Here is a 14,666-nt window from a genome sequence, read left to right on the forward strand (position 1 = left end):
AATGGGGTCATGGCAGGTTCGGCGGAGCAGGCGCGGCACTGGCGGTACGCGGAGCTGCCCGGGGTCGACCTGCTGCGTGCCCACTACATCAACAAGACCTTCGTCCGGCACACCCACGAGCATTTCGTGATCGCCGCGATCGCCGAGGGCGTCGACGTCTTCCACCACGGCGGCGCCGATCAGCACGCGGGGCCGGGCACGCTCGCCCTGATCAACCCCGACACCACCCATACGGGCCGGGCCGGTGCGCCCGAGGGCTGGCGGTACGCGGCGGTCTATCCGTCACCCGATCTGGTCGGCGCCATCGCCGCCGAGACCACCGGCATCCGCGGAACCCCCGGCTTCGTCCGCCCGGTGCTCGAGGACCCGTACGCCGTGAGCCTCGTCCACCGGGTGCTGCGTGCCGCGGAGGAGGGCAACGCGCTCGCCGCCGACACCCTGCTGCGGGTGGCCGTGACCCGGCTGCTGCGGCTGAACGGCGGGCCTGTTCCCCAGCGTGCCGTGCGCACCGCGGGTGCCAGGACCGCGGCACGCGCGCGTGCCGTCCTGGAGGAGCGGCTCGCCGACCCGCCGAGCCTGGAGCGGCTCGCCACCGACCTCGGCGCGAGCCCGTTCGCCCTGCTGCGGGCCTTCCGCGACGCGTACGGGATGCCTCCGCACGCATGGCTCACCGACGCTCGCGTGCGCGCCGCACGGCGCCTCCTGGACGCGGGGACGGCGCCCGCGGAGGCGGCCGTCGCTGTGGGCTTCACCGACCAGCCGCACCTGAACCGGCACTTCGCGCGGATCGTCGGGGTCCCGCCCGGGGCGTACCAGCGCGAGCGCAAGGACGTACGAGAGGAGCGCAGGGACCCACCAGGGGAGCGCAAGAACGTACAAGACAGGGAATCGGGCCTGCTCGTACCGTCCGGGGTGTGGCAGAACAGACGACACCCGCAGGCATAGCCCCAGGCGTGACCGAGCACGACGACCCAGACGTGACCGAGCACGATGCACCAGGCATGACCGAGCACGGCGACCCTTCGCCCCGGACACCGCAGAAACCCGATTCCGCCGTGGTCCGCGACGCCCTCGGCGTCGGGATCGCCGTCGGGCTCTCCGGCTTCGCCTTCGGAGTGACCTCGGCGGGCAGCGGCCTCACCGTGCTGCAGACCTGCGCGCTCAGCCTGCTCGTCTTCACCGGTGCCTCGCAGTTCGCGCTGGTCGGGGCGCTCGCGGGCGGAGGCAATCCGTTCACCGCCGCGGCGGGTGCCTTCTTCCTCGGCGTACGCAACGCGTTCTACGGCCTGCGCCTCTCGCAGTTGCTGGCCCTCCCGCGCGCGGTGCGTCCGTTCGCGGCCCACTGGGTCATCGACGAGACCACCGCCGTCTCGCTCGCCCAGCCGACACGGCGCGCCGCACGGATCGGCTTCACCGTCACCGGGCTGAGCCTCTACGTGCTGTGGAACCTCACCACGCTCCTCGGGGCGCTCGGCGCCGAGGCCATCGGTGACACCGACGCGTGGGGGCTCGACGCCGCGGGACCCGCGGTCTTCCTGGCGCTGCTCGCGCCGATGCTGCGGACGACCACGGAGCGGGCCGTGGCGGCGATCGCGGTCGTCCTGGGGCTCGGCCTGCTGCCCGTGCTGCCCGCGGGGGTGCCGGTCCTGGTGGCCGCGCTCGCCGCGCCGGCGGTGCTCTACGTAGAGGGCCGAAAGGCAGCAGCCAAGGAAGACGTCAAGGCAGCAGCCAAGGAGGACGCCGAGGACGCCAAGGAAGACGCATGCCCCGCTGACACCCGGAACGACTCCCGGGGCGGCATCCAGAACGACACGCAGAGGGAAGACCGTTGAACATCTGGATCGCGATCGGCGCGACCTTCGTCGGTTGCTACCTCGTCAAGCTCGCGGGCCTGCTGGTACCCGCGGGCGCCCTGGAGCGCCCGCTCGTCAAGCGCATGGCCGCCCTGCTGCCCGTGGCGCTGCTCGCCGCCCTCACGGCCCAGCAGGCCTTCGCCGATGGACGGGTCCTGGAGCTCGACGCCAAGGCACTGGGGCTCGCGGCGGCGGCCGTGGCGCTACTGCTGCGCGCCCCGTTCCTGGTCGTCATCGGGGCGGCGGTGGTCGTCACCGCGGGGGTACGGGCTCTCGCGGGGTGAGCGCCGGCTCCGGCCCCGTGGTCTCGGGGACCCCGAGCCGACGCGCGGCCTTCTCGGGACGGCAGAAGAGCGTCGCGAGGAGGCCCGCGGTCACCAGGAGCACCGCTGTCAGCAGCCAGCCTTGTTCGTAGCCCGCGGACACCGTGGCGGCGCGGTCCACCATGGAGCCGAGGACCAGGGGGGACAGGATCCCGCCGAGCGCGTAGACGAAGGTGAGCACCCCCAGGACGAGGCCCCTGCGCGAGGGCGGAGCGATCCGTGCGCAGGCGGTCGTGGCCACGGTGAGCATCACCATGGCCATGGCCATCGGGCCCATCATCAGCGGCACCTTGACCCACATGGAGTCCACCGCTCCGAACGTGGCGACGGCGCAGCCCGCCACCGTCATGAGCAGCCCGGCCCCCGCGCCCACCGGCAGCCGGGGCGTACCGCCCCGCCGCGCGGAGCGCTGCGCGAGCAGGCCGTGCGCGAGCAGCACCGCGCCGTTGGCGAGCGCGCCCACGCCCACCAGCGTGCCCGCCTGGTGGAGGTCCCAGCCGACGACGCTCTCCAAGTAGTCGGGCGTCCACGTCAGCAGGGTGCTCATCAGCCAGTACGCCGCGAAGGCACCGAATGCCGCCGTCATGAACGAGCCCGACAGGAGGATCCGGCGCAGCGGGACGCTGTCGGCCTCGGAGAGGGCCTTCCCGGGGGCCTCTACGGAGAGTGCTCCTGGTGTTCCCGCAGCGGCCGCCGCCTCCTTGCCGACCGGCGGCGCCAACGGGCCCTCCGAGCCCCAGACCCGCCAGGCCGCCGCCCAGACCAGGCCGATCAGACCCACCACGCCGAACGACCAGCGCCAGCCCCAGTGGGTGATCACCCAGGTCAGGACCGGAGAGGCGACAGCAACCCCGGCCGCCGCGCCGACCAGCAGGATCGCGGTCGGCAGGGCCCGCTCACGCTGCGCGAACCAGCCGTGCACGTGGTGCATGGCGACCGGCGAGGCGGGCCCCTCGGCCGCGCCGAGCAGCACGCGTGTGGCCAGCAGGGTGCCGAACCCCGCCGCGCCCCACAGCATCGGCAGCTGGGCCGCCGACCACATCAGGGCGAGCACGAGGAGCAGCGGCGTCGTCCGCACCCTCCGGGTCAGGGCGGAGACCACGAGCGCCGCCACCGAGAACAGGGCGAAGAACGCCGACTGCGCGGTGCCGAACTCCTGGCGGGTGATGCCGAAGTCCGCCCGGATCTCCGGCCCCGCGAGCCCCAGGACCGCCTTGTCGGCGAAGTTCACGACCATGAAGGCCAGGAGCAGCCAGGTGGTCCGCCAGGCGCCGCTCATCCGCAGCAGCCGTCTTCGTCGTCGATCACACCGACGCTGATCGCCCCGGCGGCGCGGCGGCGTCCCTCGGGGGTGCGCGTCAACTCCGTCTCCAGGTCCGTCCCTTCGGCCACGGCGGCGGACTCAGCGGCCGCCCAGTTGAAGACCCCGCGCGCCATGGTCGACGTCTCCTGGAGGGCGCGCAGCGCGTACACCTCGGCACGCACGCGTGCCACCTCGACATCGTCGGGTGCGGCCAGCGCGGCCGTCTCCGCCAGATGCGCGGCGAGACGGAGCTCGCCGTCGGTCAGCAGTCGCTGGGCCCGCCGCGCCAGTGCGAGGGCGCCTCCCGCGGCCTTCGCGAACTCGGCCGCGACCGCCGCCTCCGGGGCGGGCTTGAGGTGCGCGGGGTTCTGGTCGTACCAGCCGCCCCAGAGCCGCCAGAGGTTGCGTACGACGAACTCCGGCTCGTCGTAGGCGGGATGGAGGTACGGCTTCGCGAGGAGCTCATCGGGGACCTGGACGCCATGGATGACGGCGTCAAGGCGGTGGCCCGCGTTCATCAGTGCCCTGGTCTGCTCGCACAGCGACTCCAGGAGCCGTGCGGTGTCGTCGAGCGCCTGGTGCACGCGGTCGGCGCCCACGATGGGGACGCCGTGCCCGGGGAGCAGCAGTTCGGCGCCGAGTTCCTGCATGGCGCGCAGGGCGTGTGCCCAGTCCTCCGGGTAGCGCTGGACCTTCTGGGGGTTGCCCGCGTTCGGCGAGTTCCAGATGAACAGGTCGCCCGTGCAGAGCGTCTTGAGCTCCGGTATCCACACATAGGTGTGGTCGTCGGTCTCTCCGCGCGCGTGGAACAGCTCGAAGGTCAGCTCGCCGCGGCGCACGGTGTGGCGGTCCCGGTAGACGGTGTCCGGGTAGCGGTACGTGGTGGGCCACTCCAGGGAGGGCACTCCGAACTGCCTGCGGTTGATCCAGGAGTTGTAGCCCGCGGTGCGGATGTAGCGGTCGAAGCGTGCGGTGACGCCTTCGTGGGCGATCACCTCGGGCGGCAGGCCGCCCGTCGCCTCCGCCTCACGGTCGAAGGGGAACACTCCGAAGACGTGGTCCACATGGCCGTGCGTGTAGACCACGGAGCGCACCGGGCCCGCGCCGAACCCGCCGACCGCGGTGTGCAGCTGCTGTGCCGTGCGGAAGTCGCCCGAGTCGACGAGCACCACTCCGTCGCCCGTGTCGAACACCGCGACGTTCGCGAACGCCGGGAAGAAGCCCACCCGTTCGCGCAGCCGCACCAGCTCGTCCCCGGTGTACGCGCCGGTGAGGTGGGCCAGGAGCGTCTCCTCGCCCCGCCACACCCGGTCGACGTACTCGGAATAGTCCACTGCCTTGTGCTCGGTCATGTCCGCGGCTCCTCGTGTCCGGAGTGGTGGATGGCGACAGGTCACGAGTTTCGGGCCCTGGCGTACGGTCGAACACCCGCTCCCGTCACACACAGGTCCCGTGGGTAATGTGACGCGTCACAACCGTGGCCCCGGAGAGGAGACACCGTGGCACTGTCCTCCGAGGCGAGGTCCCTCGCGGCGCGCTGCGAGCCGAGAGTCAATGAACTGGCGCGCCGGATGGCCCGTGAGTCGTTCGAGGAGCTGCCCGGGTACGCGGAGCTCCCCGATGACGTGAAGGACCTGGAGATAGCCGCCACCGCACGTCATGGAGTGCGCCTCTTCCTGCGGCACGTCACCGATCAGCCCGGCAGCCACCGGCTCTTCCGCGAGCGGGCCGCGCAGCGCGCGGAAGAGGGCATGCCGCTGCACCTGCTGCTGCGTACGCACGCCCTGGGGGTCTACGTCCTGTGGCAGGCGCTGCGCGAAGCGGCACGCCCCGGCGAGGAAGCGGCCCTGGTCGAACTCGTGGACGTGCTGCTGCAGTCGCACCCCGCGGTCGTCGGTGCCGTGGCCGAGACCTACCTGGACGAGCGCTCCGCCCTTGAGGCCGAGCAGCGCGCCCAGCGCAGTTCCCTGGTCCGCGGCCTGCTCGACGGCATGGTGCCGCCCGGCCACGTGCTGCTCGACCAACTACGCCTCGCGGGGCCCGTGCTCGTCCTCGCTGTCGGCTTCGACGGGGCGCCGTCCGAAGGCCCGGTGGCCGTGCGGCGGAGGCTGCGACGCGTGCAGACCGCCCTGGACCACGCCTTCGGCCTGGAGGTGCTCGCGCTCCTGGAGGCCGACGGCGGCCGGGTCATCGTGCCCAAGGAGTGCCGTCCTCCCGAAGACCTGCCGCGCCGCCTCGGCAAGGCCTGCGACCTTCCCGTGCGCGTGGCCGCCGTGGACGCCGCCGGGCCCGAGGCCGTGACCGAAGCGGCCCGTACCGCGACCGAGATACTGCGGATCACGCGCGCGTGCGGGATGCCTCCGGGGCTGCACCGCATGACCGACGTACTCCTGGAGTACCACCTCTCCCGCCGCAACGAGAGCAGCCACCTCATCTCCGCGCTGCTCGACCCGGTCGCCGACCGGCCCGAGCTCCTGGAGACGCTGCGCACCCACCTCGGCCATCAGCAGGAGCGCAGGGCGACCGCTGCCGCCCTCGGCCTGCACCCCAACACCGTCGACAACCGCCTCGCGAAGATCGGCGAACGCACCGGCATCGACCTGTCGGCCCCGCGCGGCACGGCACTGGCCATCGCGGCACTGCTGCTGAGGGATGCCGAGGAGCCCCCGTCAGGCGATGGACCGTCCGTACGCCCGTAGCGTGCGCAACGCCTCGATGGTGACCATCGGGCGCGCTTCGAGGGCGACGGCCGGGGCCCACTGACGCCATCTGATCGGCCAGCCGCCGTCCTCCTGCTGGTCCTGTTCGAGGTGGTCCAGGGAGCGCGCCATCTCCTCGTCGGTGAACCACGCGCGCGCGAGCGACTCGGGTGCCTTCGCGTAGTCGTGCGCGAAGTGGTGCTCACCCGGTGCGTAGCCGGGCGCCACGGGATACGCGTCGAGCCGCTCGGGTTCGAGCGCCACGAGCTGCTGCTCCCGCGCGATCCTGCCAAGGCGGTCGGCGGCCGCCTCCGCGCGCGGGCGGTCGGGTACCCCGTCGAGGAACGCGACGGCCGCCTGGATCTCGTACGGATGGGACTTCTCGAGGGACTCGACGGCGGCCCAGCAGAAGTCGGTGGCCCTGAACAGCCAGGCGTGCCACACCTCGTTACGGTGCAACAGGCCCACCACGGGACCGGTGGCGAGGAGGTCGCTCGGCGGATCGTCCACCACGGGCACGAACGGCGCCGAGGGATAACCGCGCTGGCTGGGATGGATCGCGGGAAGTGCGCCGTCGGACGTCGAAACCGAGGTCAGATAGCGGCACACGCGCTCCACCCGCTGCCCGCCGCAGCGCCGGATCGAGTCCAGGACGCGCAGCGCGTGCCCGACGTGCAGAGGCTGGCTGACCGGGCCGCGCAGATCCGGTTCGAGCGCGTATCCGTACCCGCCGTCCGCGGTGTCGTACGCGGCCAGCGCGGTCTCGACCGCGTCGGCCGACGGGCCGGCTCCGGAGGCGGCCGTGCCGGCTGTGCCGCCCGTGCCGCTCAGGAAGTGGTACGCGAACCGTCGCTGTTCGAGGACGCGCGCGGTGAGCCAGACGAAGTGTTCTGCGCGTGCGACCGGCGAGGGCGCGGCGTGCGGGGATGCTCCGGTTTCGGCCATGCACAGACCGTAGGCCGGAAAGCGTCTTCGGCAAGCCCCCTGCGTCCGGCTGCACTCTCAAGGGCGCGATACTGAGGGCATGCGGTTGACGGTTTTCTGGGAGCGGATGGCGGACCACTTCGGACAGGGGTACGCCGACTCGTTCGCTCGCGATCACGTGATGGCGGAGCTCGGCGGGCGCACGGTGCATCAGGCACTGGACGCGGGCTGGGAGGCCAAGGACGTCTGGCGCGCCGTGTGCACGGCGATGGACGTACCGGCCGATAGGCGCTGACGGCGGACAGTTCGCCGCCCTCCGGCGCTCGTCGCGGGCACCCTTCGGCGTGAAGATGCGGGGGTGGCGGCTGAATGTCGGTGGCGTGGGCGAGACTGGCCCCGTGTCATCGACAGACGAGACCGCGCAGGTCACTCAGGACGTAGCTCCGCTCGGCACCACGCCGCCCGCACAGCCCCCAGGCGGGGCGGAGACCGGGCGGGCCGCCAGGATGCCGCGCTGGCTGCCGCGCGCCATGGTGCTCGCCCTCGCGCTCATCGCCTGTTTCCAGCTGGGCAGTTGGGCCTTCCATCAGCTGACCGGCCTGCTGATCAACATTCTGATCGCATTCTTCCTGGCGCTCGCGGTCGAGCCCGCGGTGAGCTGGATGGCCGCGCGCGGGCTGCGCAGGGGCTTCGCCACCTTCCTGGTCTTCCTCGGCGTCCTGATCGCGAGTGCGGGCTTCATCACGCTCATGGGCTCGATGCTGGCGGGCCAGATCGTGGACATGGTCGAGGACTTCCCGGAGTACCTCGACGACGTCATCAGCTGGATCAACCAGACGTTCCACACGGAGCTGTCCCGGGTCGAGATCCAGGACAGCCTGGTCCACTCGGACTGGCTGCAGAAGTACGTGCAGAACAGCGCGAGCGGCGTCCTGGACGTGTCGGCGCAGGTCCTCGGCGGCCTCTTCCAGCTCCTGACGGTCATGCTGTTCTCGTTCTACTTCGCGGCCGACGGACCGCGGCTGCGGCGCGCGCTCTGCTCGGTGCTGCCGCCCGCACGGCAGGCCGAGGTGCTCCGTGCCTGGGAGATCGCGGTCGACAAGACCGGCGGCTATCTCTACTCGCGCGGCCTGATGGCGCTGATCTCCGGAGTCGCGCACTACGTCCTGCTGCAGGCCCTAGGCGTGCCGTACGCGCCCGTGCTCGCGGTGTGGGTCGGCCTGGTCTCGCAGTTCATCCCCACCATCGGCACGTACCTGGCGGGCGCGCTGCCGATGCTGATCGCCTTCACGGTCGACCCCTGGTACGCGCTGTGGGTGCTGATCTTCGTGGTGGTCTACCAGCAGTTCGAGAACTACGTCCTGCAGCCCAAGCTCACCGCCAAGAGCGTGGACATCCACCCGGCGGTCGCCTTCGGTTCGGTCATCGCGGGCACGGCGCTCCTCGGTGCGGTCGGCGCGCTGATCTCCATCCCGGCGATCGCGACCCTGCAGGCCTTCCTGGGGGCGTACGTGAAGCGGTACGACGTCACGGACGACCCGCGCGTCCACGGGCACCGGCGCAAGGGCGGAACGTCGCTCCTCACGCGCGTGCGGCGTGCCATGCGCGGCCCGAACCGGCCGGGTGGGGCGTCGGAGGCCGAGGTGGCGGCGGAGGAGGCCGCGGGTTCGGGGCCCGACTCGGCGCAGGGACCCGGCCCGGAGCCGGGCTCGGACGGCCGTCAGTAGGTGACGGCGCCCTAGATGCCGGCGCCGAGAACAGCGACCCCATAGCAGCCGACCGCCGCCGGTCGCGCACTTTCCATGGGGCCGAGCCTGGCGGGAGGACGCGGCCCGGTCGTCGTCCGGCCGAAGGCGATGCGCGTACGCCCGGGGGGGGGAGTAGCCCCGGGTACGGGAGCGGGTGCGGGAGCGTGACGCGGCGGGTCGTGGGGGCGAGGTGCGCCCGGCGGACCGGGCCCTTCCGTACTCTCGGTGGAGCCGCGTGGTGCGCTTGACACCAAAATCGAACATCCATTCTCATAGGTTGCCTGGCGGCGTTTTCCCGGGGTTTTCGCGGGGGGATCCCTGGGGCTCCGGCGGATTTCGGCGGGGCGATCGCCTCGAGTTATCCACAGGCCGGACGGGCGTCGGGGCGGATTGTCAGTGGCAGGCGCTAGCGTCATTGACGTGAAGCGATCGACACAAGCAAATCGGGTGGAACCCATGGCAGGAACCGACCGCGAGAAGGCGCTCGAAGCCGCGCTCGCACAGATTGAACGGCAATTCGGCAAGGGCGCAGTGATGCGCATGGGCGAGCGGCCGAACGACCCCATCGAGGTCATCCCCACGGGGTCGACCGCGCTCGACGTCGCGCTCGGCGTCGGCGGCATCCCGCGCGGCCGTGTGGTGGAGGTGTACGGCCCGGAGTCCTCCGGCAAGACGACGCTGACGCTGCACGCCGTGGCGAACGCACAGCGCGCGGGCGGCGCCGTCGCCTTCGTGGACGCCGAGCACGCACTCGACCCCGAGTACGCGAAGAAGCTGGGCGTCGACATCGACAACCTCATCCTGTCCCAGCCGGACAACGGCGAGCAGGCTCTGGAGATCGTCGACATGCTGGTGCGCTCCGGCGCGCTCGACCTGATCGTCATCGACTCCGTCGCGGCCCTGGTGCCGCGTGCGGAGATCGAGGGCGAGATGGGTGACTCGCACGTGGGTCTGCAGGCCCGCCTGATGAGCCAGGCGCTCCGGAAGATCACCAGCGCGCTCAACCAGTCCAAGACCACCGCGATCTTCATCAACCAGCTGCGCGAGAAGATCGGCGTGATGTTCGGCTCGCCGGAGACCACGACCGGTGGCCGCGCGCTGAAGTTCTACGCCTCGGTGCGGCTCGACATCCGCCGGATCGAGACCCTGAAGGACGGCACGGACGCGGTCGGCAACCGCACCCGCGTCAAGGTCGTCAAGAACAAGGTCGCGCCCCCCTTCAAGCAGGCCGAGTTCGACATCCTCTACGGCCAGGGCATCAGCCGCGAGGGCGGCCTGATCGACATGGGCGTGGAGAACGGCTTCGTCCGCAAGGCCGGCGCCTGGTACACGTACGAGGGCGACCAGCTCGGCCAGGGCAAGGAGAACGCCCGCAACTTCCTCAAGGACAACCCCGATCTCGCCGACGAGATCGAGAAGAAGATCAAGACGAAGCTGGGCGTCGGCGTGAAGCCGGAGCCGGAGGAGGCCGCCGCCGAGCCGGCCAAGGATGCCGGGGACGCGGCCGAGGACGCCGCCAAGACGGTGCCCGCACCGGCGACCAAGGCCACCAAGCCCAAGGCCGCCGCGGCCAAGAGCTGATCCATGACGCGGCGCACGGACTGGGCGGACCAGATCACCCCCGAGCACCACACCGACCCCGCGGGCCGAGGCCTCGCGGACGGTGCGGATCAGGGCGGCGCCGATCAGGAGGGTGACGGCACCGGCTTCCGCGGGGGCGGCGGCCGGAGGGGGCGCCGACGGCGTGGCGGCTTCGGCGAAGGCCGGGGCGGCGGTTCACAGGACAGCGGCCCCCCTTCCTCGTCGAGGGCCGAGAAGGGGGAGCCGCCGACGGGGGATCCGGGTGAGAAGGCGCGAGCGATCTGTCTGCGCCTGCTCACCGGGACCCCGCGCACGCGCAAACAGCTGGCGGACGCGCTGCGCAAGCGGGAGATCCCGGACGACGTGGCGGACGAAGTGCTGACCCGCTTCGAAGAGGTCGGCCTGATCAACGACGGTGCCTTCGCGGGCGCGTGGGTGGAGTCCCGGCACCACGGCCGGGGTCTGGCCCGACGCGCGCTCGCGCAGGAGCTGCGCACGAAGGGCGTGGACGCGACGCTGATCGAGGAGGCCGTCGGACAGCTCGACTCGGAGCAGGAGGAGGCGACCGCACGCGAGCTTGTCGCCCGCAAGCTCCGCGCGACGAGGGGCCTCGACCGCGACAAGCGGCTGCGCCGCCTCGCGGGCATGCTCGCCCGCAAGGGCTACTCGGAAGGCCTGGCGCTCCGGATCGTCCGGCAGGCACTCGAGGAAGAGGGCGAGGACACGGGGGACTTGGGGTACGACGGGGGATGAGCTGACCAGGGCCCTCGCGGGGGTGGGGCCCAGGTCAGGGCCGGGCGAAGCGGCGCGAACCGCGGCCCGGCCCTTTCGCGTTCCGCGAGCCGTGAACTGGCCTTCACCGCACGGAGGGTGGGGTTAACCCCCTACCCAAGACGCCGGTCCGCCGCACTGCAAAGAGACCTGTGCACAGACGACTGTGTACGCATGGCTAAGGAACCCGGCACGCAGGAACCCAGCGCGAAGGAACCCGGCGCAACCGGGGGTGTCCCCGAGGGCGTCCCCGAGGAGCTGAACGACCTCCGCGTCCTCAAGGCGCTCGCTCAGCCCCGGCGCCAGCAGATGCTGCAGCACCTCACCGTGCACGGCCCGGCCACCTCCGCGACGCTCGCCAGGGCGCTCGGCTTGAACACCGGGGCCACCAGCTACCACCTGCGCGAGCTCGCCCGCTACGGCTTCGTCGAGGAGACCGCGGGCACCGGCCGGGGCCGCGAACGCTGGTGGCGCGCGATCCCCGGCGACCGGCGCTTCCCGCCCCGCAGCAAGCAGAACGCCGAGACGCGGCTCGTCATGGACGAGCTGAACCACCTCTCGTACGCCGCCGACCTGGAGCTCTTCGAGCAGTTGCAGCGCGGCGCGGGCGGCGCGGGGGCCGAACTCGGTGAGTGGGCCGACGCGTTTGCGTACTCGCGCGGCACGGTCCGGCTGACGCTCCCCGAACTGCGCGAGTTCTTCGAGAAGTACATCGCCCTGCTCAACAGCTACAAGCGCCCCGACGCCGAGACCCCGGCCGACGCCCGCGCCGTGCTCACACGGCTCCTGGCCTTTCCGGCGCCCGCGTCGGCAGACGCTCCTCTGCCCTCCCACTCCACCTCCGAGCCCGAGGCGACATCATGATGCTGCGCTACGCACTGCAGACAGTCCGAGACCGCAAGGGCGGATTCCTCGGCGCCTTCCTGGCATTGATGTGCGCCGCCGCGCTCATCACGGCCTGCGGCACCCTCCTGGAGACCGGCCTGCGAGGCACCATCCAGACCGAGCGCTACGCCGCGGCCCCCGTCGTCGTCTCCGCCGACCAGAACGTCCACCAGACCACCGTCAAGCACAAGAAGGGCAAGACCAAGGTCAAGCACAAGGCCAAGCCGATCGCCGAGCGTGCCTGGCTGTCGGACGGCATCGCGCACAAGCTCAAGGACGTGCCCGGCGTCGGCAAGGTCGTGCCCGAACTCACCTTCCTCGCCACACCGTTGACCCCCGCTGCCGGTGACCTCACCGACAGACCCGCGTACGGCCACGCCTGGGAGTCGGCCGCGCTGACCCCCTTCCGGCTCGTCGAGGGCAAGGCCCCGCGCGCCGCGGGCGACCTCGTCATCGACCGCGACTTCGCCGGACGCGCCCACCTCAAGACCGGTGACCGTCTCACCGTCCAGTCGACCCAGGCCCCGCGCTCCTACCGCATCACCGGTGTCGCGTCCCCCGCCGAAGGCGCCCTCGCCCACCAGACGTCCCTCTTCTTCTCGGCGGGAGAGGCCGAGCGGCTCGCCGCCCACCCCGGACGGATCACCACCCTCGGCGTCATGCCGACCACCGGCACCGCCACGGATGACCTCAAGAAGGCGGTCACAGAGGCTCTCGCCGGTACGAAGGCGCAGGTCAGCACCGGCGACGACCGTGGTCCCGTGGAGTTCCTCGACGCGGCGGGCGCCCGCGTCAAGCTGGTCAGCATGGGCGGCGCGATGGGCGGCACCTCCCTCCTGGTCGCCATCCTCGTGGTCGTCGGCACCTTCGCCCTCTCCGTGCAGCAGCGCCACCGCGAACTCGCCCTGCTCCGCGCCATCGCCGCCACCCCGAAACAGATCCGGGGTCTCCTCGGCCGCGAGGCCCTGATCGTCGGAGCGGCCGCGGGCGTCACCGGCTCGCTCGCCGGAATCCCGCTCGGCGGCTGGCTGCACGGCAAGTTCGTGGACATGGGCGCAGTCCCCGCCACCCTGGAGCGGACCGTGAGCGTCTTCCCGCTCTTCGCCGCCGTGGCCGCGACACTGCTCGGAGCCTGGGCCGCGGCCCGCCTCTCGGCACGCCGCATCGCCCGTATCCGCCCGGCCGAGGCCCTCGCCGAAGCACGTGTCGAGCGCGCCCGGCCGCCGTGGAGCCGCATCGTCGCGGGTCTCGTCGTGCTCGCCGGAGGCGCCGTACTGGTCGCCGTGCTCAGCGTGCTGCGCACCGAGCCCGCTTCGACTCCCGTGACGTTCCTGGCCGTTGTGGTCCTGTCCTCCGCCGTCGCGCTCCTCGGCCCGCTCGTGGTCAGGGCCGCGGCCGCCGTACTCCGCGGCCCGCTGCGGCTCTCCGGCCCCGGCGGCCGTCTCGCGCACGCCAACCTCCGCGGCAACGCCGCCCGGATGGCGGCAGCCGTCACCCCGCTCGCCCTCCTCACCGGCATGACCTGCACCGTCCTGTTCGTCCAGCCCACCCTCGGCGACGCGGCCCGCGCGCAGGCCCGCGACGGCATCCGCGCCGACTGGGTCCTTGCGGCGCAGGGGCCCGGCGTCCCGGCCCAGGCCGCGCAGAAGCTGCGTACGACCGAAGGCGTCGAGGCCGCCACCGAAGTCGTCCGCACCACCGTGCGGGTGGGACTCGACAAGTACCCGGCGCAGGGCGTCAGTACGGCCGGACTCACCCGCACCTGGGACCCGGACGTCACCGCCGGATCCCTGAAGGGCTTCGGCAAGGACAGCGTCGCCGTCAGCGAACTGGCCGCCGACCAGCTCGGCCTGAAGCCCGGCAGCACTCTGAAGCTCACGCTCGGCGACGGCACGAAGACCGCGCTCAAGGTCAGTGCCGTGTACGCACGCGGGCTCGGGTTCGGGGATCTGACCATGGCGCACGACCTGGTCGCCCGCCACGTCGACAACCCGCTCGCCGCCACGGTCCTGATCAAGAGCGACCGTACACAGGAACAACTCGCGGCGGGCATCGCGAAGTTCCCCGGCGTGCGGGTGCTCGCCCCGGCCGCCGCCGACAACCTCCAGGCCGAGCGCCAGCAGGCGAACGCCGAGGTGAACTACCTCGCCATGGGCCTCATCCTGGCCTTCACCGCGATCGCCGTCGTCAACACCCTCGCGATGTCCGTCTCCGAGCGCATCCGTGAGTTCGCGATGCTGCGCCTCGCGGGCGCGAGCCGCCGCCAGGTCCTGCGCATGCTGCGCACCGAAGCCCTGTCCGTCCTGCTCATCGGCACGGCCATCGGCAGCGGCATCGCGCTCGCCGTCCTGACCGCCTTCAGCATCGGCATGACCGGCAGCGCCGCGCCCTCGGTCACACCCCTGGTGTACGTCTCCGTGGTGGCCGTCGCGGCTCTGCTCGCCCTCACCGCGACCGCGCTCCCGGGCCGGGTCGCACTGAGGCCGCGCCCCGTCACGGTGGCGACAGCCAAGGAGTAAGAGGCAGTGCGCAATGGTGGGCGCCCCTTACCGGATCCGGCGGTAAGGGGCGCCCACGCG

General features: G+C 72.0%; 13 protein-coding genes. 10 read left to right on the forward strand and 3 right to left on the reverse strand.

Annotated elements, in window-relative coordinates:
- The first annotated feature begins 9 nt into the window (after positions 1-9).
- From AC07AG_RS36120 to AC07AG_RS36130, 3 genes are read left to right on the forward strand one after another with little or no spacing between them, the layout of a single operon-like run.
- Positions 10-945, forward strand: coding sequence for an AraC family transcriptional regulator (locus tag AC07AG_RS36120; protein WP_478760687.1), 936 nt, complete (start codon positions 10-12; stop codon positions 943-945).
- Positions 946-1,001: 56 nt separating this feature from the next.
- Positions 1,002-1,832 (forward strand): AzlC family ABC transporter permease, encoded by an 831-nt coding sequence (locus tag AC07AG_RS36125; RefSeq protein WP_478761028.1) that lies wholly within the window; start codon positions 1,002-1,004, stop codon positions 1,830-1,832.
- Positions 1,829-2,137: an AzlD domain-containing protein gene (locus AC07AG_RS36130; RefSeq protein WP_361058677.1), complete on the forward strand. Its 309-nt coding sequence runs from the start codon at positions 1,829-1,831 to the stop codon at positions 2,135-2,137. Before AC07AG_RS36125 ends, AC07AG_RS36130 begins: the two co-directional genes overlap by 4 nt.
- Here the strand turns inward: AC07AG_RS36130 and AC07AG_RS36135 are convergent.
- Positions 2,106-3,455, reverse strand: coding sequence for an MFS transporter (locus AC07AG_RS36135; RefSeq protein ID WP_478760688.1), 1,350 nt, complete (start codon positions 3,453-3,455; stop codon positions 2,106-2,108). The two genes, AC07AG_RS36130 and AC07AG_RS36135, sit on opposite strands and share 32 nt — an antisense overlap.
- Positions 3,452-4,831 (reverse strand): alkyl sulfatase dimerization domain-containing protein, encoded by a 1,380-nt coding sequence (locus tag AC07AG_RS36140; RefSeq protein WP_478760690.1) that lies wholly within the window; start codon positions 4,829-4,831, stop codon positions 3,452-3,454. Before AC07AG_RS36140 ends, AC07AG_RS36135 begins: the two co-directional genes overlap by 4 nt.
- Before the next feature lie 147 nt (positions 4,832-4,978).
- Here AC07AG_RS36140 and AC07AG_RS36145 point away from each other — a divergent pair, with 147 nt between their 5' ends.
- The gene (locus AC07AG_RS36145) at positions 4,979-6,178 is read left to right on the forward strand and encodes a PucR family transcriptional regulator (protein WP_478760691.1); all 1,200 of its coding nucleotides are present in this window, start codon (positions 4,979-4,981) and stop codon (positions 6,176-6,178) included.
- Here the strand turns inward: AC07AG_RS36145 and AC07AG_RS36150 are convergent.
- Entirely contained in the window at positions 6,149-7,123 is a 975-nt protein-coding gene (locus tag AC07AG_RS36150; protein WP_478760693.1) for a hypothetical protein, read from the reverse strand. The two genes, AC07AG_RS36145 and AC07AG_RS36150, sit on opposite strands and share 30 nt — an antisense overlap.
- A 79-nt stretch (positions 7,124-7,202) precedes the next feature.
- On the opposite strand from AC07AG_RS36150, the gene AC07AG_RS36155 reads away from it, so the two are divergent.
- From AC07AG_RS36155 to AC07AG_RS36180, 6 genes are all read left to right on the forward strand, one after another.
- Positions 7,203-7,397 carry a DUF3046 domain-containing protein gene (locus AC07AG_RS36155; protein ID WP_478760695.1) on the forward strand — a complete coding sequence of 65 codons (195 nt, stop codon included), beginning with the start codon at positions 7,203-7,205 and terminating at the stop codon, positions 7,395-7,397.
- Between the two features lie 103 nt (positions 7,398-7,500).
- Entirely contained in the window at positions 7,501-8,829 is a 1,329-nt protein-coding gene (locus AC07AG_RS36160; RefSeq protein ID WP_478760697.1) for an AI-2E family transporter, read from the forward strand.
- A 477-nt stretch (positions 8,830-9,306) separates the two neighbouring features.
- Positions 9,307-10,431, forward strand: coding sequence for a recombinase RecA (recA, locus tag AC07AG_RS36165; protein WP_478760698.1), 1,125 nt, complete (start codon positions 9,307-9,309; stop codon positions 10,429-10,431).
- Positions 10,432-10,434: 3 nt separating this feature from the next.
- On the forward strand, positions 10,435-11,184 hold the full coding sequence (recX, locus tag AC07AG_RS36170; RefSeq protein ID WP_478760700.1) for a recombination regulator RecX: 750 nt from the start codon (positions 10,435-10,437) through the stop codon (positions 11,182-11,184).
- Positions 11,185-11,376: 192 nt separating this feature from the next.
- Positions 11,377-12,066, forward strand: a complete 690-nt coding sequence (locus AC07AG_RS36175) for an ArsR/SmtB family transcription factor (RefSeq protein WP_478760701.1) — start codon at positions 11,377-11,379, stop codon at positions 12,064-12,066.
- On the forward strand, positions 12,063-14,606 hold the full coding sequence (locus tag AC07AG_RS36180) for an FtsX-like permease family protein (protein WP_478760702.1): 2,544 nt from the start codon (positions 12,063-12,065) through the stop codon (positions 14,604-14,606). The genes AC07AG_RS36175 and AC07AG_RS36180 overlap by 4 nt, the downstream gene beginning before the upstream one ends.
- Positions 14,607-14,666 lie beyond the last annotated feature (60 nt).

Source organism: Streptomyces sp. NPDC044044, assembly GCF_056434405.1.

Coding starts and splice junctions, on each gene's coding strand:
- AC07AG_RS36120 (WP_478760687.1), top strand. CDS start 10: ATGGCAGGTTCGGCGGAGCAGGCGCGGCACTGGCGGTACGCGGAGCTG.
- AC07AG_RS36175 (WP_478760701.1), top strand. CDS start 11,377: ATGGCTAAGGAACCCGGCACGCAGGAACCCAGCGCGAAGGAACCCGGC.
- recX (WP_478760700.1), top strand. CDS start 10,435: ATGACGCGGCGCACGGACTGGGCGGACCAGATCACCCCCGAGCACCAC.
- AC07AG_RS36135 (WP_478760688.1), bottom strand. CDS start 3,455: ATGAGCGGCGCCTGGCGGACCACCTGGCTGCTCCTGGCCTTCATGGTC.
- AC07AG_RS36155 (WP_478760695.1), top strand. CDS start 7,203: ATGCGGTTGACGGTTTTCTGGGAGCGGATGGCGGACCACTTCGGACAG.
- AC07AG_RS36140 (WP_478760690.1), bottom strand. CDS start 4,831: ATGACCGAGCACAAGGCAGTGGACTATTCCGAGTACGTCGACCGGGTG.
- recA (WP_478760698.1), top strand. CDS start 9,307: ATGGCAGGAACCGACCGCGAGAAGGCGCTCGAAGCCGCGCTCGCACAG.
- AC07AG_RS36125 (WP_478761028.1), top strand. CDS start 1,002: ATGACCGAGCACGGCGACCCTTCGCCCCGGACACCGCAGAAACCCGAT.
- AC07AG_RS36150 (WP_478760693.1), bottom strand. CDS start 7,123: ATGGCCGAAACCGGAGCATCCCCGCACGCCGCGCCCTCGCCGGTCGCA.
- AC07AG_RS36180 (WP_478760702.1), top strand. CDS start 12,063: ATGATGCTGCGCTACGCACTGCAGACAGTCCGAGACCGCAAGGGCGGA.